Annotated in this window: 20 protein-coding genes and 1 tRNA gene; 5 read left to right on the forward strand and 16 right to left on the reverse strand. The window is 43.6% G+C overall.

Annotation, left to right across the window (positions count from 1 at the left end; all coding sequences use genetic code 11):
• Window positions 1–3: 3 nt before the first annotated feature.
• From H0266_RS05900 to ilvE, 14 genes are all read right to left on the reverse strand, one after another.
• A complete protein-coding gene (locus H0266_RS05900) occupies window positions 4–2,031 on the reverse strand; it encodes an iron ABC transporter permease (RefSeq protein ID WP_181471436.1) in 2,028 nt (675 codons plus the stop codon).
• A gap of 15 nt (window positions 2,032–2,046) precedes the next feature.
• A complete protein-coding gene (locus tag H0266_RS05905) occupies window positions 2,047–3,072 on the reverse strand; it encodes an ABC transporter substrate-binding protein (RefSeq protein WP_181471437.1) in 1,026 nt (341 codons plus the stop codon).
• Window positions 3,073–3,239: 167 nt separating this feature from the next.
• Entirely contained in the window at window positions 3,240–3,803 is a 564-nt protein-coding gene (locus H0266_RS05910) for a hypothetical protein (RefSeq protein ID WP_181471438.1), read from the reverse strand.
• Entirely contained in the window at window positions 3,800–4,012 is a 213-nt protein-coding gene (locus H0266_RS05915) for a hypothetical protein (RefSeq protein WP_181471439.1), read from the reverse strand. The genes H0266_RS05910 and H0266_RS05915 overlap by 4 nt, the downstream gene beginning before the upstream one ends.
• 26 nt (window positions 4,013–4,038) lie before the next feature.
• Window positions 4,039–4,197, reverse strand: a complete 159-nt coding sequence (locus H0266_RS05920) for a hypothetical protein (RefSeq protein WP_181471440.1) — start codon at window positions 4,195–4,197, stop codon at window positions 4,039–4,041.
• A gap of 100 nt (window positions 4,198–4,297) precedes the next feature.
• Complete coding sequence (ilvA, locus tag H0266_RS05925; protein ID WP_181471441.1) at window positions 4,298–5,257, reverse strand: threonine ammonia-lyase; 960 nt, start codon at window positions 5,255–5,257, stop codon at window positions 4,298–4,300.
• 42 nt (window positions 5,258–5,299) lie between these two features.
• Window positions 5,300–5,881 carry a 3-isopropylmalate dehydratase small subunit gene (gene leuD, locus H0266_RS05930; protein ID WP_181471442.1) on the reverse strand — a complete coding sequence of 194 codons (582 nt, stop codon included), beginning with the start codon at window positions 5,879–5,881 and terminating at the stop codon, window positions 5,300–5,302.
• 3 nt (window positions 5,882–5,884) lie between these two features.
• The gene (gene leuC / locus H0266_RS05935; protein WP_181471443.1) at window positions 5,885–7,297 is read right to left on the reverse strand and encodes a 3-isopropylmalate dehydratase large subunit; all 1,413 of its coding nucleotides are present in this window, start codon (window positions 7,295–7,297) and stop codon (window positions 5,885–5,887) included.
• A gap of 26 nt (window positions 7,298–7,323) precedes the next feature.
• On the reverse strand, window positions 7,324–8,430 hold the full coding sequence (gene leuB / locus H0266_RS05940; protein WP_181471444.1) for a 3-isopropylmalate dehydrogenase: 1,107 nt from the start codon (window positions 8,428–8,430) through the stop codon (window positions 7,324–7,326).
• Window positions 8,431–8,445: 15 nt separating this feature from the next.
• Window positions 8,446–9,987 (reverse strand): 2-isopropylmalate synthase, encoded by a 1,542-nt coding sequence (locus H0266_RS05945; protein WP_181471445.1) that lies wholly within the window; start codon window positions 9,985–9,987, stop codon window positions 8,446–8,448.
• Window positions 9,974–11,005: a ketol-acid reductoisomerase gene (ilvC, locus tag H0266_RS05950; protein ID WP_181471446.1), complete on the reverse strand. Its 1,032-nt coding sequence runs from the start codon at window positions 11,003–11,005 to the stop codon at window positions 9,974–9,976. The genes H0266_RS05945 and ilvC overlap by 14 nt, the downstream gene beginning before the upstream one ends.
• 21 nt (window positions 11,006–11,026) lie before the next feature.
• Window positions 11,027–11,548 carry an acetolactate synthase small subunit gene (ilvN, locus tag H0266_RS05955; RefSeq protein ID WP_181471447.1) on the reverse strand — a complete coding sequence of 174 codons (522 nt, stop codon included), beginning with the start codon at window positions 11,546–11,548 and terminating at the stop codon, window positions 11,027–11,029.
• Window positions 11,545–13,260, reverse strand: coding sequence for a biosynthetic-type acetolactate synthase large subunit (ilvB, locus tag H0266_RS05960; protein WP_181471448.1), 1,716 nt, complete (start codon window positions 13,258–13,260; stop codon window positions 11,545–11,547). Before ilvB ends, ilvN begins: the two co-directional genes overlap by 4 nt.
• A 346-nt stretch (window positions 13,261–13,606) precedes the next feature.
• A complete protein-coding gene (gene ilvE, locus H0266_RS05965) occupies window positions 13,607–14,509 on the reverse strand; it encodes a branched-chain-amino-acid transaminase (RefSeq protein ID WP_181471449.1) in 903 nt (300 codons plus the stop codon).
• Window positions 14,510–15,001: 492 nt separating this feature from the next.
• Here ilvE and H0266_RS05970 point away from each other — a divergent pair, with 492 nt between their 5' ends.
• From H0266_RS05970 to H0266_RS05985, 4 genes are all read left to right on the forward strand, one after another.
• The gene (locus tag H0266_RS05970) at window positions 15,002–15,553 is read left to right on the forward strand and encodes a DICT sensory domain-containing protein (protein WP_181471450.1); all 552 of its coding nucleotides are present in this window, start codon (window positions 15,002–15,004) and stop codon (window positions 15,551–15,553) included.
• 156 nt (window positions 15,554–15,709) lie between these two features.
• Window positions 15,710–16,321 (forward strand): ECF transporter S component, encoded by a 612-nt coding sequence (locus tag H0266_RS05975; RefSeq protein WP_246363646.1) that lies wholly within the window; start codon window positions 15,710–15,712, stop codon window positions 16,319–16,321.
• A 5-nt stretch (window positions 16,322–16,326) separates the two neighbouring features.
• Window positions 16,327–17,559, forward strand: coding sequence for a methyl-accepting chemotaxis protein (locus H0266_RS05980; RefSeq protein ID WP_181471451.1), 1,233 nt, complete (start codon window positions 16,327–16,329; stop codon window positions 17,557–17,559).
• A 91-nt stretch (window positions 17,560–17,650) separates the two neighbouring features.
• Window positions 17,651–17,776, forward strand: coding sequence for a YjcZ family sporulation protein (locus H0266_RS05985; protein ID WP_181471452.1), 126 nt, complete (start codon window positions 17,651–17,653; stop codon window positions 17,774–17,776).
• A 108-nt stretch (window positions 17,777–17,884) separates the two neighbouring features.
• On the opposite strand, the gene H0266_RS05990 is transcribed toward H0266_RS05985, so the two are convergent.
• A complete protein-coding gene (locus H0266_RS05990; protein ID WP_181471453.1) occupies window positions 17,885–18,064 on the reverse strand; it encodes a hypothetical protein in 180 nt (59 codons plus the stop codon).
• A 258-nt stretch (window positions 18,065–18,322) separates the two neighbouring features.
• A tRNA-Val gene (locus H0266_RS05995) sits at window positions 18,323–18,395 on the reverse strand.
• Between the two features lie 250 nt (window positions 18,396–18,645).
• Between H0266_RS05995 and H0266_RS06000 the strand changes: the two genes are divergently transcribed.
• Window positions 18,646–19,371: an alpha/beta hydrolase gene (locus H0266_RS06000; RefSeq protein WP_181471454.1), complete on the forward strand. Its 726-nt coding sequence runs from the start codon at window positions 18,646–18,648 to the stop codon at window positions 19,369–19,371.
• The last annotated feature ends 19 nt before the right edge of the window (window positions 19,372–19,390 follow it).

Consider the following 19,390-nt stretch of genomic DNA (forward strand, 5'->3'; position numbering starts at 1 on the left):
CGTCTAGCGTGCACTCTTTTTCATCAGCCATAAAAAGTACGGTGACCCGATAAGGGCAACAAGAATTCCAGAAGGTATTTCATTTGGAGCGAGCAGTGTACGACTGAACAAATCAGCAAAAACTAACAGTAATCCACCTATGAGCATCGATACAGGTAACAATCGCTGATTCGCTGTCCCAACAAGAAGTCTCGCGACGTGTGGGGCAATCAAACCTATAAACCCAATAGATCCTACTGCAGCCACACTACATGCAGCTAATAAAGTAGCGATCATAGCCATCTGAAAACGGACGGACCGAACATTAAGCCCGAGTCCTTTTGCTGTGTCGTCACCTAGCGATAGAACATCTAATGCTTTAATATAGAAAACAAGAATAGGTATAAATAAAATCACCGGCCAAATGAGGAACTGTATAAGCTCTGGCCAACCTCTTGCATATGTTGTCCCTGAAAGCCATGTAAGAGCGGAAGCTACTCCCACATCGGCTTGGACGACAATAATCTGAATAATAGCAGAACCGAAAGCAGAAACCCCTATTCCGAGTAGAGCAAGCACAGTAGGTTGGAATTCCGCTTTTGCCCCGAGCAGCATCACTATGATAAAGAAAAGGATAGCTCCTACCATTGCACCGATTGGCACCCAAACAACCGACACACTGAACCAATACATCGTCATTAATGCACCGACACCAGCACCTGAGGTAATACCTATTACCGATGGATCTGCAAGAGGATTTCTTAGGACTCCCTGAAAAATAAGGCCACTCACGGCAAGGATTGCACCACTGAGTAACGCAACTAATGCTCTTGGTAATCGTAAGTTCAAAATGAAATTCTTAATGAATTCATTCGACTGCCCGAATAAGGCATCCATCGCGACTATTGGCTCGAAGCCGTAATTACCTGATGCCATACTGATCAGAATCGTCATCACAATCGCCATTATTAACAACGAATATAACTGAGTTAAAGGGAGGCGGCTTGTGGCACTTCCTGACAAAAGCACTCCCGTGTCACTGGAATTTGACTCTCGTTTCATTCGTAAGACAAGCCAAATCAGCCACGGGGAACCGATAAGTGCCGTAATGGCACCAACGGGCAATTCTGAAAAAGATGGGTCGATAATTCTAGCTAAAACGTCTGCCATCAACAGTACATTTCCTCCCCATATAAAGGAAGCAAGTATGAGTAGAAGATGTGAACGGTAACCGATTAATTTCACGATATGAGGAGCTACAAGTCCAACAAAACCAATAGGCCCAACGACACTGACCGTGACACTGGTTAATAAAACGGCAGCAGAGATCGTGACTAGCTTAACAGAGATGACATTTTGTCCAAGCGCCGTCGCAACATCCTCACCTAAGGTCAACGTATCTAATTTTCCTGCAAACACAAAGGAAAAAGTCAACGCACAAATGATAAAAGGTAGTGCGAATTGTACTCCATCCCAGTTATTTTGAACCAGTGTCCCTCCACCCCACAAAAATAATCCTTGCGTTTCATTTTCATAAAAGATCTGAAGAACAGAGGTCAGGGCAGAAAAAAGGAACGTCACAATCATGCCGGCTAACACCATTCTGACAGGGGTAGAATTTCCACCTCCAGATAGGAAATACACAAAAAGGAACGTCAGAACCCCACCTAAGAATGCCGTAAGAATACCGTTGCCGAATAGTGTCACAGGGAAAAAGATCGTGGATACTACGACAGCGAAATATGTTCCAGAATGGATCCCCAACGTACTGGCAGAAGAAAGTGGGTTCTTCGTTACTGTTTGTAGGATCACGCCAGAAACAGCAAGAGCGCCTCCGGAAAGAATTCCGATGACCGCACGGGGCAATCTGAGAACCCTCACCGTGTGGTGCTCTATTAAGTCTTGGGGATTGAATAATGCGGCAATAACCGTAGATAGTGGAATGGTCACGTTCCCCTGGTTGATATGTATGAATGTAAGAAAACACAATAAAGCGGTCCCACCACCAAAGGTGAGAACCGCGAGCATTGTGCGATGCAAGGTTGGGTTCATGCGAATCCCTCCACTTTACTGTTGTTCAATCACGGAATCTGCTACTTGCTTCGCAAGAACTTCTGCAGATAATGGTCCACCAAATGTCCATGTGCTACCAGGCATTTGGTAAGTGCGACCTTCCTCTACAAACGATAGGTTTTCCCATGCAGGGTTTCCAGCTAATTGATTCTCGAAAATGTTGTCTTCCTCTTGAACAATATAGAAGAAGTGAGCATCTTGGTAATTCTGTAGTGTTTCTACTGTTGTAGAAGTATAGCCATAGATTTCAAGGTTTTCCGACTCATACGAGTTCGTCATGCCCATATTGTTCATGATCCTAGCAACCATCGAATTATCTGTAAACAAGCGCAATGTCGGAGTATTTTGAGAAGTGAAAGCTTGTGTGATTACGTAATTGATGTTTGACTGGCCATTCTCTTCTAAACGAGCGCGTTGTTCTTCAAATGTAGCCTCCATATCGCTAAGCACCTGCTCAGCTTCTACCTCTTTGTCTACAATCTCTGCGATTGTATTGAATTCATCGATCATATTCTGATACTGATCTTGAGCAGCTTCTTCTGAATAAGGGGCAAACATGACCGTTGGTGCAATTTGCTCCAATTGATCAGCAATCGCTTCGTGACGGAACTGAACACCGATAATTAAATCCGGTTCCAATCTAGAAATAGCCTCTAAATTAGGCTCAGCACGAGTTCCGACATTCTCAACAGAATCGCTGAACGGAATGCCGACGTCAACCCAGTCTCCATAAGAATCAAGACCTGCAACCCCTACAGGTTCCATGCCCAGAGCTTGCAAATCTTCTGCGTATGTCCACTCAAGAACAACGATCTTCTGGGGTGTTCCATCAATCGTCACTTCCCCCATTGCGTCCTCGATCGTGATTGAGCGTTCTTCTTCTGAAGAAGAGTCTTCTGTTGCGTCCTCCGTCGTTTCTTCGTTCATTTCTGATTCATCTGAGTTGTCTGTTTCATTGTTACTACATGCCGCTAGCAGCATAATCAAGAATACTAAGGCAAACACCCAAATTTTTTTCATTTTACCTCATCCCTTCTCTTATGTATAAGTACCAATTGATAAAGATTATCATTATCACACTCTTAGACTACTAATTTTTATAAAAAAAGTCAACCGCTTTATAAAACAGAAAAATCGAAGGACTTATCATTCGAAACTTGCAAAAATCACATCCAAAATGTAATCCTTTAATGAAGTTTTTGCATCGTTGCCTTACCAGAAAATTCAGCAATCTCATTCATGTTACTCGACAAAAAAGACGCCATTCTTTCTTTGTTTCCCTCTTTAAATAGAACAATATCACTGTCAGTCAGTGTATATTCTGAAAACTCATCGAACTCTTCTGCAAATCGTTTCATCAAATCCACGCGCTCAATCGATGCTGTATCCCCATTCAAAGTGAAATGATACCCCTTACTATCAGGAATGAGTAAGGATAGCATAATCGCGTTATAGATGAACGTCTGCTCCTTTTGACCTTCCTCTCTCCAATATTCATAGAAAGATCCCCCTGGTATGAACGACTCTTTATAACGGTAGTCTACATGCACGCGACCGTCATCTGTACGAATCTCTCCAATCATCTCTCCAGCCGGTAATGACCGAAGAATCTTCGGATGTTGATTGCCACCAACATATGTACCAATATAAGGGTGGATGTTTTGAAAGGTCATATCCTTTATCGTGGTGATTTCTTCAGTCTGAGAACATCCCGTGAGCCAAAACATTAAGATAAGAACCCATTTCTTCATCTCCAGTAAGCCTCCTTAAGTTCTATGACTTTCACTTTCCCCGTTTGAGGGTGAATCATATAAGATTTTTGGTTCGAAGCGTAATCGTAAAACCGGTGTTTAAGTCCAAGTGAATATCCTCCATCGACTGTAATCGTCGTTCGTTCACGGCTAGTCTTCATATTTCCGAATTCCTGTGTTGCTTGTTCATATGTATAACTTGGCTTCATGTACAAAAATAGAACAATAGGGATGACTAAAAACGAACAGGTTGCTTCTTAATGAACGGCAACACGATGAGAGGAGGTAAGATCCATCCGATTTCCATAATCCCTTCAAAAGTGAACCGATTGATCAGAAATAGTACAACTGCTGTTCCCCAGCCCGTGATTATAAGTGGGAGTCTATTCAGCACCTTCTCCCCCCTCCACTTAATAATGGCTATTGGAAATCTGTCTAGTATTATATCACTTCAAGAAAAAAAGCTGTGCCCCAGAGTAGCACAGCCTTCATCATTATGCGATGGTTATTTTTTTCGGATTAGCTAGCTTTCGGATCATCGGAATACGAGATACATCCATATTCCCCCCACTAAGAACAATACCGCATTGACTGTTGTTCAAGGAGACCCCCTCACTTAATAGTCCTGCAAGAGCCGTAGCCCCCGCACCTTCTACGAGTGTTTTTTCCCTTTCAAGCAAGAAAAGCATCGCTTGAGCAATCTCTTGTTCATCAACAGTGATGACCCGGTCCACGTATTTCTGGATGCAAGGAAAGGTCACTCTCCCTCTCTCCTTCACAGCAATCCCATCAGCGATCGTGGCAACCGATGTTAATTTTTCTGGACCCTTTTTATACAAGGCATTGTACGTCGAGGGTGCTTGCTTAGATTGTACACCAATCACTTGTATGCCAGGCTTGATTTGTTTAGCAGCAAATGCGACGCCACTGATCAAGCCACCCCCACCGATGGGGACAAATAGAGTATCCAACTTTGGCTGTTGTTCCAACATCTCCACAGCTACAGTCGCCTGCCCCGCCATTACATCATGATCATCGAAGGGGTGTACAAACGTAGCCCCTGAACGCTTCTGCTCTTCGCAAGCAGCCAAAAACGCCTCCTGAAATGACTCTCCAGTCAGCACCACTTTCGCACCATATCCTTGAGTGGCTTCTACTTTAGCTGTCGGTGTCGACTCTGGCATAAAGATTTTCGCTTGCACGCCTCGTTTCGTAGCAGCAAGCGCTACCCCTTGGGCATGGTTCCCCGCAGAGGCAGCGATTACTCCGCACTTCGCTTCTTTTTCGCTCAATTGCGAAACTTTATATGAAGCCCCGCGCACTTTGAATGCTCCTGTTTTCTGCTGGTTTTCCATTTTCATATACACCTGTTGCCCCGTCTTCTGGTTGAGCGTCTCTGAAGTATGAAGAGGTGTTCGGTGCACCACCCCTTCAAGCGTTTTGTGTGCATCCATTACTTTTGCTAGCGTTAAGAAATCCCCAACGTCTTCACTCCTTTATGATTGTTTTTGTTCGAACTGGTCGATTTTTTCTTGATAGGTTAAAGTAACTGCTATCTCATCCCATCCATTAAGGAGCATTTCCTTATGGTAAGGTTGTATATCAAAAGAGACCGTTTGAGAACCATCCGAAACGACTTGTTCTTCTAAATCGACCTTCAGTTCATAAGGATGGTCCTCAGCCTCTTTGATCATGTTTTCTGTAACGGAAATCGGCAACTGAATGGGCAGAATTCCATTTTTAAAGCAATTGTTATAAAAAATATCGGCAAAACTCGGAGCAATGACCACTTTAAACCCGAAGTCTTGTATCGCCCACGGGGCATGCTCTCGTGATGACCCACAGCCAAAGTTTTCTCCCCCTACAAGAATGGAGGCACCTTCGTACATTGGGTCATTTAATGAAAAATCTTTCCGTTTTGTCCCATCATCGTGAAACCGCCAGTGATAAAAGAGAAACTGACCGAAACCTTGTCGTTCAATCCGCTTCAAAAATTGTTTCGGAATAATCTGGTCTGTATCGACGTTCGCTCTATTCAATGGGTAAACACGACCTGTATGTTGTTTCAATGGTTCCATGGTTTACCCTCCTACCGTGCTTGCGTATTTTCTTACATCGACAAACCGGCCTTCAAGAGCCGCGGCAGCCGCCATTTCTGGTGAAACCAAATGTGTTCTGGAACCATTCCCTTGTCTTCCCTCGAAGTTTCGGTTTGAAGTGGAAGCACAACGTTCACCAGGTGGGACGATGTCATCGTTCATGGCGAGGCACATGCTACAACCCGCATCTCGCCACTCAAATCCAGCTGTAAGAAAAATGGTATGAAGTCCCTCTGCCTCAGCCTGATGTTTGACCGTTTGAGATCCTGGTACAACGATTGCCTTCACTCGATCATGAACTTTCCCACCGCGAACGATTTCAGCTGCTCTCTTAAGATCGCTCAATCGTGAGTTCGTACATGATCCGATGAATACGTGCTCCACTGGAATCGATTCGATAGATTGGTTTGCTTCAAGCCCCATATATTCAATGGCCCGCTCAACACCATCTCTGTCTTCCTTCACCACTTCCGGATCTGGAACGTGACCCCCGACAGGAACGGATTGTGAAGGATTCGTTCCCCACGTAACTTGAGGTTCAATTTCGTCTGCATGAATCATTACGGTTTGGTCGTATGATGCCCCCTCGTCAGAAGCGAGAGACAACCATTGATCAACGACGTCATCAAAATCTTGACCTGCAGGAACATGTCTACGACCTTTCAGATACTCCACAGTCTTTTCATCTGGACTGATTAGACCAGCTCTTGCCCCAGCTTCAATCGACATGTTACAAACGGTCATCCTCTCTTCCATTGAAAGGTTCTGTACGGCTTCACCCGTATATTCAATCACATGTCCCGTACCAAATCTGACACCGAACTTACCGATAATCGCTAAAATCAAGTCTTTGGCCGTAACACCTGTACCTAACTTGCCATCTACGTGGACCTGCAGAGTCTTCGGCTTAGATTGCCAAAGTGATTGAGTGGCAAGCACATGCTCGACTTCACTCGTCCCGATTCCAAATGCAAGTGCCCCGAAAGCACCGTGCGTAGAAGTGTGGCTATCTCCGCAGACAATGGTTTTGCCTGGTTGTGTAAGTCCAAGTTCAGGACCGATGACATGGACAATCCCTTGGTCGGGGTGATCGATATCAGCTAATCGAATACCAAACTCCTCACAATTCTCCTTTAACGTATCCATTTGTTTTTTTGAAACCGCATCTTTGATCACGTTACGGTGCACTGTCGGAACATTATGATCCATCGTGGCGTACGTCCGATCAGGTCTTCTAACCTGACGACCACTCATCCTCAAGCCTTCAAAGGCTTGAGGGGAGGTCACTTCATGAATCAAATGCAAATCGATATATAGAAGATCCGGTTTCCCCTCTTCTTCGTGAACCATGTGTTGTTCCCATATCTTTTCTATAATTGTTTTTGGCTGATCCATGTCTTGTCGCTCCTTTCTTCCATCCTTTAGACGTAACACCTCATGATGTGTTCAGTTGTATCATTAGCACTGATTTGATCTACGACTTTCGAAGCTAATACACTTCCGCTCACCAATACCCCATTACTTATTTTTAAATCTTGCGTGTGGTACCTCGATTGAAGAACCTGTTGAACGGCCGCTTCTACGGTTTCAGCTTCTTCATGCATCCCAAATGAGTGTTTCAGCATCATCGCAACCGATAAGATCGAGGCGAGAGGGTTCGCTTTGTTCTCCCCAGCAATGTCAGGTGCAGATCCGTGAACAGGTTCGTATAGACCGACGCCATCTTCTCTGACACTAGCTGATGGGAGCATTCCCAGTGATCCAGTCAGAACGGATGCTTCATCACTCAAAATATCTCCGAACATATTTTCAGTGACTAGAACATCGAATGATGATGGGTTGGTTACCAATTTCATCGCTGCGGCATCGACTAGCATGTGCTCCACTTCAACATCTGGATAATCGACTTTCTTTTCCTCGACTATTTCTCGCCACATGCGGCTTGATTCTAAGACGTTCGCCTTGTCTACAGAGGTCAGGTGCTTTCTTCGCACACGCGCACTCTCAAATGCTTTTTCGACGATTCTTTCAATTTCCATCCTTTGGTAGGCTAATGTGTCGACAACAGACTGCCCGTTATCCCGACGCTCTCGCGGTTCTCCAAAATAAAGGCCTCCTGTCAGTTCCCTCACGATCAGCAGGTCACTGCCAGCGACAACTTCCGGTTTTAATGGAGAGGCGTGAAGCAATTGTTGAAAAGCTTGAACGGGTCTTAGGTTAGCAAAAAGCCCAAGCTGCTTTCGGATTCCTAATAGTCCCTTTTCAGGGCGCATGTGACCTGGTAATTGATCCCACTTAGGTCCTCCTACAGCTCCGAGGAAGATGGCATCCGCTTTCTTACAAGCTTCAATGGTATCCTCTGGAAGTGGAGTCCCTTGTTGATCAATCGCTGCACCACCGATTTCATGACTCTCAAAGGTAAACGTATGTTGGTAACGTCCAGCGATCGCTTCGAGCACTTGCTTAGCGGCTTTCGTTACTTCTGGACCTATTCCATCTCCCGGTAATAAAACGATGTGTTTTTTCAATTGAACTCCTCCTTTTTATACTTGGACTTTTTGATAAACTTTCTGCTTTTGATAAAGTGTACGATTTACAGCGTTCAGGAAAGCATGAGCAGAGGCTTCCAGAACATCTTGTGCCGATCCTCGGCCAGAAGCTTTTTGTCCATCTACCGTTAACTGAACATGCACTTCAGCAAGAGCATCTCGACCTCTTCCAATGGAACTCAGCTGATAGTCCATCAAATGGACGTCGCCTTCGATCAAATCATCCAAAGTATTGTAGATCGCTTCTACACTTCCTTCACCTGTATTCGCTTTTTCAACTTCCTTGCCGTCCGGCGTGGTAAGTAGAACCGTTGCAGTAGGTCGGTTGATGCTTCCGTATTGAACTTGGAAAGCTTTCATCCTATATTTAGCTAGGTCTTCTCGCTCTGTCTGTGTATCTGTCAAAATGGCGAACAGGTCTTCATCCGTCACTTCTTTCTTTTTACCAGTAAGGTTCTTGAACGACTCGAATGCCTCTTTCAATTTTGATTCATTCAAATCAAAACCTAATTCTTTCGCTTTATCCTTGAAGGCGTGACGCCCAGAGTGTTTACCTAACACCATTCTATTGGAATCGATTCCGACCATAGATGGAGTAATGATTTCATAGGTAGTCGCTTCCTTCAGCACACCGTCTTGGTGGATCCCCGACTCATGTGCAAAAGCGTTACGACCAACGACTGCTTTGTTTCCAGGAACCATCATTCCTGTCAAACGACTGACAAGATCACTGGTCCGCTTGATTTCTTTCAAGACTAAGTTGGTTTGAAAATCATATCGGTCTTTGCGAATTTGCAATGCTACACCGATCTCCTCTAAAGCAGCATTTCCTGCGCGCTCTCCAATCCCATTGATTGTGCCTTCAATCTGCCTTGCACCATGTTCAATGGCGGATAATGAGTTGCTGACGGCCATACCCAAATCGTCATGACAGTGAGCTGATAAAATCACTTGGTCAATATTGGGAACATGCTCTCTTACATAACGGAACATTCTGCCGTATTCATCTGGAGTCGTATAGCCAACGGTATCAGGAAGGTTGATGACTGTAGCACCTGCATCAATCACTTTTTCAATAATATGAACAAGAAAATCTAAGTCTGATCGACAGGCATCCTCAGCAGACCATTGTACAAATGGAAACTTTTCTTTAGCATAAGCTACGGCTTCAACAGCTGTTTCCACAACCTCTTCCGGTGTCTTCTTTAATTTGTGCGTCATATGAATAGGTGAAGTAGCAAGGAAGATGTGGATGCGAGGTTCTGCTCCACCTTTCAAAGCTTCCCACGCAATATCAATGTCTCGATGATGTGCTCTTGCAAGTCCAGTTACGGAACAACCGCGAACGGTTTCGGCAATCTCTTTGACTGCTTCGAAATCTTCTTGTGAGGAAGCAGGAAACCCTGCCTCCATCACATCAACTCCAAATCTCTCCAACTGTTTAGCGATCTCCAGTTTCTCCAATCGGTTCAAGTTCACTCCAGCGGATTGTTCTCCGTCCCTAAGCGTCGTATCAAAGACTTTAACGCGAGCCATGAGCCACCACATCCTTTTCTTTAGAATTAGATTTCTTGACGAATGGCATCAATTCACGGAGTTCACGCCCCACTTTCTCAATTGGATGGTTACTTTCATGTGCGTTGATTGCTGTGAATTCTGGACGATTGACTTGGTTTTCAAGAATCCAACCTTTTGCGAATTTTCCAGTTTGGATGTCCGTCAATACATCTTTCATTCGTGCTTTCGTATCCTCATTCACAACTCGCGGTCCAGAAACGAAATCTCCCCACTGGGCAGTATCTGAAATGGAGTAGCGCATCCCTTCGAGTCCACCTTCGTACATCAAGTCCACGATCAATTTCAATTCATGCATACATTCGAAATACGCGACTTCTGGCTGGTAACCCGCTTCGGTCAAAGTCTCAAAACCAGCTTTTACGAGACTTGTAAGACCTCCACAAAGGACAGCTTGCTCTCCGAATAGATCCGTTTCAGTCTCTTCTTGGAATGTAGTTTCTAGAACACCTGCTCGACCGCCTCCAATACCTTTTGCATATGCAAGAGCCACTTCTTTCGCTTCACCTGTTACATCTTGCTCTACACCAATCAGCGCTGGCACACCAGCTCCCTCTTCGAAGGTACGGCGAACAAGGTGTCCGGGTCCTTTAGGTGCAACAAGGAAGACATCCACATCTGATGGTGGTACGACTTGATTGAAATGAACGTTAAACCCGTGGGCAAAGGCTAACGCTGCACCGGACTTCAGATTTGGCTTAATATGCTGTTCGAATACGGAAGGTTGGTACTCATCCGGTAGCAATACCATGACCACATCAGATTCCGCGACGGCTTCAGAGACCACTTTGACCTCAAGCCCATCTTGCTCAGCTTTATCCCAAGACTTCCCTTTCCTCAAGCCGACTACAACCTGATGACCACTCTCTTTTAAGTTTTGTGCATGTGCGTGACCTTGAGATCCATACCCAATTACAGCCACCTTTTTATTTTTCAAAACCTCATCTTGAATATCGTTATGATAGTAAACTTTAGCCATAGTAAAACATCTCCTTCTTAATTATTTTAATAATGAATACGGTTTGAACTCTGTCACTTGTGGTTGATGACCTCTTGTAAATGCTGTGAGTCCGGTTCTTGCTAATTCTTTAATGCCATATGGCCTTAGTAGATCAATCAACGCATCGACTTTATCCGATTTACCCGTAACCTGAACGGTTATACTTTCCTTGCTTACATCGATGATGGCTGCGCGGAACGGTTCAATGATGCCTTGAATTTCACTACGGATTTGCGGATTGCTAATCACTTTCACCATGGCGAGTTCTCTCGCCACAATGGCCTTATCTGTAATATCCGATACTTTCAATACATCAATTTGCTTATTCAATTGTTTCGTAAGCTGCTCGAGTTTTCGATTGTCTTCTACTTCTACAACGAAGGTCATTTTGGAAACCCCTTCGGTTTCTGTTCGACCTACTGAGATACTTTCAATGTTGAATTGCCTTTTTGATAATAAGCCCGTTACACGATTGAGTACACCGCTTCTATTGTGTACAATCGCTGTTACGATTCGTTTCATCGTTTCACCCCAATCATCTCGTGAAGCCCTTTACCAGGTGCAATCATCGGATATACGTTCTCCTTCTGCAGCACACGGCAATCAATGACAGCCGGCTGATCATTTGAAAGAATCTCTGGAAGTGACGCTTCTAACGTCTCCTGAGAATCGATATAGTAGCCGGGGATTTGATAGCTTTCTGCTAACTTCACAAAATCTGGCTGTGTATCAATAATCGATTCAGAGTACCTTTCTTGATAGAACTTTTCTTGCCACTGACGAACCATCCCTAGCGCTTGGTTGTTTACAATGATGATTTTCACCGGAATTCTTCGTTCTTGAAGGACTGAGAGTTCTTGAAGCGTCATTTGGAAACCACCATCTCCAACAACAGCTATACATGTGGAGGTTGGTTCAGCAAGCTGTGCTCCTATTGCGGCAGGAAAACCGTAGCCCATCGTTCCAAGTCCCCCAGAAGTGACCCAGCGGTTTGGTCGGTCAAAGTGATAGTATTGGGCTGCCCACATTTGGTGTTGCCCCACATCTGTCGTAACAATGGCTTCACCACCTGTGTATTCATAAACCTTCTGCATTAGCCATTGAGGAACAATGGCTTCTTCGGGTTGATCGTGCCAAAGTGGGTATTCAGCTTTGTTATTCCTTATACACTCCATCCATTCCAAGTGTTCAAGAGAAAAAGCTTCTTTATCATTAAGCGAAACTAGCGCTGCTTTCGCGTCGGAAACGATCGGAATATCCGTCGGGATGTTTTTACCGATTTCGGCTGGATCGATGTCAATATGGGCAACCGTTGCGGAAGGAGCAAAATGATCAAGGTTTCCTGTCAAACGATCATCAAACCGAGAACCAATATTAATGAGTAGATCACATTCATATAGAGCCATATTCGCGGCATATGTTCCGTGCATGCCCGCCATTCCAAGTGCTAACTCATCACTCCCAGGATAGGCACCAAGTCCAAGTAGAGTTGTGGTAACAGGAAGTTGATAATTCTGAACAAACTGCTTCAATTCCTCCGAAGCTTCCGCATGAATGACACCCGATCCAGCGAGGACAACTGGCTTTTTCGATGTACGGAGCGCTTCGTGTAATTTATTGATTTGGAGCGGATTCGGATTGATTGTCGGTTGGTAGCCCGGCAAGTGAAAATCACTCGATACCTTTTGCTCATGGACCATAGATGAAATATCTTTCGGAATATCAACGACTACAGGACCAGGGCGTCCAGTCGAGGCAATATGGAAAGCTTCCTTCACAATCCTCGGTAATTCCTCTATTTCCTGCACTTGATAATTGTGCTTTGTAATAGGAGTTGTAATTCCCATGATGTCGGATTCCTGAAAGGCATCGGTTCCAATGACCCCTTTAGCTACTTGCCCGGTGAAGATCACGAGGGGAATCGAATCCATCATGGCATCTGCAATACCTGTCACAAGATTTGTCGCTCCCGGTCCTGAGGTTCCGATGACAACTCCAGGGCGCTTTGCTACTCTTGCATATCCTTCGGCTGCATGAATGGCCCCTTGTTCATGGCGTGGAAGTACATGATCGAAACTTCCATCAGCTCTATAGATCGCATCATAGATCGGTAGGACAGCTCCCCCGGGATAGCCGAATAATGTATCGACCCCAGCTTCTACTAACGCCTCGACTAATAAATCTGCCCCTGTCCTCGCCGCCGCCTTCTCTTTTACACTTGCTTGTGCCTTCATTTTTAATCCCTCCTACTTAAGCTAAAAAAAAGACCCATTCATCCTCTCTTATCTCTTATACACAGATTGGTATAAGGAAAAGAGGGGTGAAAAGGTCTTTATTTTCACGGTACCACCCTCGTTCGTGAAGCACGATGCTCCACCTCATGGAGTTCTTAAGAACCCCTTTTGATAACAGGTGCGGCGAAACACCTGGTCCTGCCTACTGCTGTTCAGCAAGGACACTCAAGGACGATGTCAGAATAAGATGTATTTCCGGGCTTCCAGCAACCCCGGCTCTCTGTGAATACAAGTCCTTATTCCTTTATTCCTATCATCGTGTTCATTCGATTCAATTGTTCAACTCTTAACTGACGTGCGCTTGACTTTTGTCATATACCTTATATCCATCGGTTGTTGTCACTTTTCTGAATTCGGAGAGAAGATGATTCGTTACGACCCCAGGGCTTCCGTCTCCCACTTTCCGTTGGTCGACTTCCACAACAGCGATGACTTCTGCTGCCGTACCTGTCAGGAATACTTCATCAGCCACATACACATCATGCCTCGTAAATGGCTGTTCCTTTACGGTATAGCCCTTCTCTTCAGCCAAATCCATGATTGCGTTCCGTGTAATGCCTTCTAATGCCCCTAGATAGGTTGGAGGCGTATAAATGATTCCCTTCTTAACAATGAAGATATTGTCAGCCGATCCTTCTGTTACATATCCTTGGTCATTCAGCATCAGTGCTTCATCAACACCTGCCTGATTCGCTTCCATTTTCACTAAGATATTGTTCAAGTAGTTCAACGATTTAACTTGAGGTGGTAAAACGTCTGGTCGATTTCGTCTACTAGACACCGAAGCAAGCCTCACGCCACGTTCGTAAAGCTCTTTAGGGAATAAAGCGAGTGCTTCTGCAATGACAACCACTCTCGGGTTAGAACAACTGGCTGGGTCAAGTCCCAGGTTACCTGCTCCTCTAGAAACAACCACTCGGATATAAGCCGTTTCTAATTTATTCTTGCGGACCGTCTCAGCAATAATCGCTTCTAGCTCCTCCTTTTCGTATGGAATATGAAGCATGATCGATTTCGCTGAATCATACAAGCGGTCAAGGTGTTCATCAAGTTTGAAAATGTTTCCTTCGTATGTCCGAATACCTTCGAACACCCCGTCTCCGTATAAGAAACCATGATCGTAAACCGATACGACGGCCTCATTCTTGTTTACAAATTCTCCGCCTAAATAAATCCATTGGCTGCTCATTCTCAGCACTCCTTTCTCTTGTGTATTTGATTCGCTTTAAATATACGTTTTGGCGAACCCCGAAAGGCGAGCATACACGCTCACGTTTTCAGGGTTCCAGGTGGGCCTATCACATGAATCAACCAGCCGCTTATTCGCGTTCGGTGTAGTTGATTGAGGACTACTTTAAACCCATTCTTAGAGAAGGTCAACAGGTTTTGAGTAAATTTTCTGAACACTTAGATTATTCAATAAATTAGTGAAGCGCTTACATGGTTGAGAGACATGAGATTAAAGCGTTGTGATGGCGATTCTTTTTTTCTTTTTTATCTCAGCAGCAGCGGTTAAGAAAAGAAAAGTTAAAATAATCTCAAGAAAAATAGAATTATTCCGATATAAAGTTTGATGAACAAAATCTAGGGTATTTGTTCTACAACTGAAGATCTATCTATACATAAGTTCATACACATCGCTGTAGGTAGATTAAATACTATTTCTAGGAGGATACTTACTATGACGTTGAAAGACCTTTCTTTATTCAAAGAATGTTTTGGGGCTGTAGAAGGAGATACACAAAATTTAGGGAATGCCAACCTATCGCAGCTTCAAGCTGGATCGATCAAGTTTGAATCAAAAGTCCCTCAATTGGAGTACATGTGCCTAATGATGGAAAATATGGTACTCATGAAAAAACTTAAGGGTACGGTATTTGCGGGATTCCAAAAATTTTCCAGGGCTCAAAATGTCATCGAACGCTTCCAAGCCATGACGGAATACTCAGATGTTTATATTTTTGGCGAAGCAGATGTTGAAGTCGATTCGACAGATGGCATTCATTATATCCCCCTACCAGCAAACAGTGAATTGATCCGTGAGTGGTTCCTTGTCATCGATGCTCCTAACTTTAAATCGATGATGGTCGCATATGACTTAGATGGTTTCGGTACACACGAAGTTGAAGAAGGACGAAACTTCAAAGGTGCTAAATCATCCAGTCCTAAAGTTGTGGATCATGCCTCAAGCCTACTGGCTGAACATAAAAAACCTTTGACTGAACTAGCCTAAACGTGTGCAGGAGGGGTCCCCCCTCCTTTTTTTCTCGTTTTAAACTTCAGTTACTTGCCCCAATATTCTTTAACTCAATGATACGATAAAGTAAATGGACGCCATAGGATAGCTGCCAAGCATCCTTTCAAGTTATTTTCATAAGGAGTTGACAATATGTTGAAAATGTCAAAATTACAGCGTATGACGACGATAGGTATTCTTTCAGCTATCAGTGTATTGCTGTATTACTTTAAATTCCCAGTTCCTTTCTTTCCTCCTTTTCTTACGTTGGACGTCAGTGACATTCCTGCATTAGTTGGTGCTATAACGCTTGGTCCAGTAGCGGGAATTCTTATTCAGTTCTTAAAAAACATCGTCGATTACATATCACACGGAAGTTACGTAGGCTTACCCGTCGGGCAAATAGCTAATTTTCTATCAGGAGCGCTCATGGTTGGGTTGATTGGATCGTTTTATTATTTTCAGAAACGACTTCATTTCGGTAGCTACCTCATCTCTATTGTGTTATTTCTCACAAGTATGTATCTACTCAATTATTACTTCATCCTACCCTCTATCATGGAGTTACTAGGAGTAAGTGAGACTCAATACGTTGAAGGATTCACGAACTTCAACCCATTAGCAACAGACTTTACAACGGCGGTTCTATTCGTAATCATCCCGTTCAATATGATTAAGATTGCAATGGTTTACGCTATAGGACTCCCGTTTTCCTTACGACTACAAAAAATTATCCAACCGGATAGAAAGAGAGTGGCCGCATGAAATTCATGAAACGAACCCAATCTTGGGTTTTTCCAGCTAGTATTCTCGCTTATGGAGTCGTTAGTTTTGCTCTTCCTTTTCTATTATCACAATCTATTAGTATCGCTGCATTTGTTATATTAACCCTCCTGATTGCATCAGGATTCTTTTTATCAAATAAGAGGGAAAAAATATCAAAACAACCTTCTCAAGAAGAAGACTCCTTATTACAGGAAGAACAGAAAGCGGAAGTTGACAATCAAGCCATTATTTCTTCTCTTGAAGAATTGAGGCATGTGGAAGCTCACAGTGAGCATTTAAATATGATGAACCAACAATCGACAGAAACCGCAGAGCAGGTCAGTCAACAACTGATGACAATGGTTCAGGACATCCAGACAGAACAGGAGCATCTGAATGACTTCCAACAGCAGATGATCACGATTCAAGATATGATTCAATCATTAGGAGAGACCATTACGACATCAGCGGAAACCTCTGACAAGGTGCGGGTGCTTTCCAATGAAGGAAAAGAAAAAGTCGATGAATTTAACGAGGTTTTCTCAGAAATCATTCGAGTAACCGATCAATTCGGGAGTTTCAATGAAAAGTTATTGGGTCAAATGCAAAAAGTGACGGAAGCATTAGGTTCCATTGAATATATCTCGAATCAAACAAACCTTCTAGCTTTGAATGCTTCCATTGAAGCGGCAAGAGCAGGAGAACATGGAAAAGGATTCGGGGTTGTGGCAGATGAGATCAGAAAGCTTTCTGCTCAAGTAAAAGAAAGTGCAAGTGCCATTGAAACGGTGATCCATGATGTTCACCATAGCATAACCGAACAGAAGCAATCCTACCAAACAGAAACGAAAACGTTGAAGCAAGGAAAAGAAAAAGCGGATGAGATGACACAATTGTTTGATGATGTATTACAACACATTGCGCTTCTGAACGAACAATCAAATCAAGTGCAACATAGTTCTGTCGCAGTCATCCGTGAGAAGGAGGAAACCCAGAAGAAATTTGAAATGATTCATGAACTGACGGTTCAGCTATCATCGAATACCGAGGGTTCCTCAGAGAAGATCATGGAGCAACAAGCTACTATGATGGAGCTTGATATGACAGCGATGACGATGACTCAACACATTCAAGAAATCAAAGACACTTTGCAAAAATATGCGAATAATACTGAAAACGTTCGTTGGTTACGTCCAAGTGAATTGAACGATCGAAAAGAAAAGAAAGCCACATCATAAAATTTAGCCGTCTGACATCTAGACCATAGCCCTTACACTCGCCACCTCTTCGACATACCTTGTTGTATAGGACATTAAAGGTGGTGAGGTCATGAGCTGGTATGGTGGCTGCGGATACGGCGGTGGATACGGTGGTTACAACACTGGAAGCACTTTTGTATTGATTGTCGTATTGTTCATTCTATTAATCATTGTTGGCGCATCTTTTTATTCTTAATCAATAAACACGTGTGTGCATCACCGATACCCGTATAAAGTGATCCACACAAGGAAAACCCAGAAGGCGTATGCCTTCTGGGTTTAATTATGATTATATAATATGCGATTATCCATCGAATGATTGCCCTTGCAAATTGATATAAATTTGCTCTAACTCTGTCAACGTCATATCTTTCGTCTGTTTTCCGACACGATCTTTAGTATAGCCAATGAGTTCAAGTTTGTTAATCAACGAATACCTTCTATGCTCGACACCTCTCGACAAATACGTTGGCGTTATATTCATAGGATCACCTCCAGCACCCAAAACTATAGGATACTATGTATATACCACCAATCAAACATCTCCAACCCACTTATTATACAAAAATAACAACCTCATATTTCAATATTTAATAAAATCTTCCTTTGCGCTCCTCACCTGTATGAAAGAAAAGCCCAGAAAGACTTCCAAATGGTAGGAAGAAATGTTTAGGTAAAAAAATAGAAATGACGCGACCTCTCCGTGGACGAGAAGCCGCGCCATTTCGGCACTTTGTATGGATGATTCCGATTGGGCTCGAACCAACGACCTCCACCCTGTCAAGGTGGCGCTCTCCCAGCTGAGCTACGGAATCATATGTAGGAATTTGTCGCTTGTTTTGCTGACAAGTAATAATATACAATGTATTCAAAAGGAAGTCAATATGATTTTATGATTTAATTATTTTTTTGTAAACCAGGTGCGAAGTTGTTTCTTTAAATGGTACACGCTTCTGCACCACTTTCCGAACCATTTTATGATAAAATGGTTATGATACGTTTCATGTAAGAACTCGGTGGGAATTCCCTTAGGAACTTCCTTATCCGATAAGGAGGTGGTCGACGATGGGTAGAAAAGGATCCATGAACGAATATAGTATAGATAGCCAATATCTGAATGAAACTATGACGCTAAAAGTGTACACACCAGAAAACTTCTCTCCATTGTATAAGTACCATTTCTGTATTATGCAAGATGGAAACGATTACTTTCAAATGGGGCGTGCGGCCACGCTAAGTGATCAATTGCACGGAGAAGAAGCGATCGAGAATACAATCTTCATCGGTATTCATTACCGCGATAAGTACGATCGCGTTGATAAGTATCACCCTAATGGAAAGAGACAGGCTGACTACGTGAATTTTCTAATTCGTGAAGTCGTCCCATTTCTAGATGAAGAATTCCCAGGGTACTGCATGGGAAGCGGACGAACACTTGCAGGTGATTCATTAGCCGGATCACTTGCTTTAATGACAGCTGCAAAGTTTCCGAACATTTTCGGAAACGTCATTATGCAAAGCCCATACATTGACGAGCACGTCATGGAAGTGATGGAGTCTGTCAAAGACTTTTCTCCACTTACCATTTACCATACCATCGGAAATAAAGAGTCAGATGTTGAAACGACCGATGGTTCAAGAAAGAACTTTTTACAACCGAATCGTGATTTGCGCGATTTCTTAAATCGCAAGCCGCTCGGATATACATTCCACGAGCTGGATGGCGACCATACATGGGGAAGTTGGCAAAAAGATTTCAAACAAGCGCTGCTCACGATTTTTGGTAAATAAATGATGATTCAGGAGGGGT

The sequence above is a fragment of the Halobacillus locisalis genome (assembly GCF_013694105.1).
In the GTDB taxonomy this organism is placed as follows: domain Bacteria; phylum Bacillota; class Bacilli; order Bacillales; family Halobacillaceae; genus Halobacillus; species Halobacillus locisalis.

Bases quoted from the DNA above. Each gene is read 5' to 3' on its own strand.
- H0266_RS05900 (WP_181471436.1), bottom strand. From the start codon at position 2,031: ATGAACCCAACCTTGCATCGCACAATGCTCGCGGTTCTCACCTTTGGT.
- H0266_RS05905 (WP_181471437.1), bottom strand. From the start codon at position 3,072: ATGAAAAAAATTTGGGTGTTTGCCTTAGTATTCTTGATTATGCTGCTA.
- H0266_RS05910 (WP_181471438.1), bottom strand. From the start codon at position 3,803: ATGAAGAAATGGGTTCTTATCTTAATGTTTTGGCTCACGGGATGTTCT.
- H0266_RS05915 (WP_181471439.1), bottom strand. From the start codon at position 4,012: ATGAAGCCAAGTTATACATATGAACAAGCAACACAGGAATTCGGAAAT.
- ilvA (WP_181471441.1), bottom strand. From the start codon at position 5,257: ATGGATGCACACAAAACGCTTGAAGGGGTGGTGCACCGAACACCTCTT.
- leuD (WP_181471442.1), bottom strand. From the start codon at position 5,881: ATGGAACCATTGAAACAACATACAGGTCGTGTTTACCCATTGAATAGA.
- leuC (WP_181471443.1), bottom strand. From the start codon at position 7,297: ATGGATCAGCCAAAAACAATTATAGAAAAGATATGGGAACAACACATG.
- H0266_RS05945 (WP_181471445.1), bottom strand. From the start codon at position 9,987: ATGGCTCGCGTTAAAGTCTTTGATACGACGCTTAGGGACGGAGAACAA.
- ilvC (WP_181471446.1), bottom strand. From the start codon at position 11,005: ATGGCTAAAGTTTACTATCATAACGATATTCAAGATGAGGTTTTGAAA.
- ilvN (WP_181471447.1), bottom strand. From the start codon at position 11,548: ATGAAACGAATCGTAACAGCGATTGTACACAATAGAAGCGGTGTACTC.
- ilvB (WP_181471448.1), bottom strand. From the start codon at position 13,260: ATGAAGGCACAAGCAAGTGTAAAAGAGAAGGCGGCGGCGAGGACAGGG.
- ilvE (WP_181471449.1), bottom strand. From the start codon at position 14,509: ATGAGCAGCCAATGGATTTATTTAGGCGGAGAATTTGTAAACAAGAAT.
- H0266_RS05970 (WP_181471450.1), top strand. From the start codon at position 15,002: ATGACGTTGAAAGACCTTTCTTTATTCAAAGAATGTTTTGGGGCTGTA.
- H0266_RS05975 (WP_246363646.1), top strand. From the start codon at position 15,710: ATGTTGAAAATGTCAAAATTACAGCGTATGACGACGATAGGTATTCTT.
- H0266_RS05980 (WP_181471451.1), top strand. From the start codon at position 16,327: ATGAAACGAACCCAATCTTGGGTTTTTCCAGCTAGTATTCTCGCTTAT.
- H0266_RS05985 (WP_181471452.1), top strand. From the start codon at position 17,651: ATGAGCTGGTATGGTGGCTGCGGATACGGCGGTGGATACGGTGGTTAC.
- H0266_RS05990 (WP_181471453.1), bottom strand. From the start codon at position 18,064: ATGAATATAACGCCAACGTATTTGTCGAGAGGTGTCGAGCATAGAAGG.
- H0266_RS06000 (WP_181471454.1), top strand. From the start codon at position 18,646: ATGGGTAGAAAAGGATCCATGAACGAATATAGTATAGATAGCCAATAT.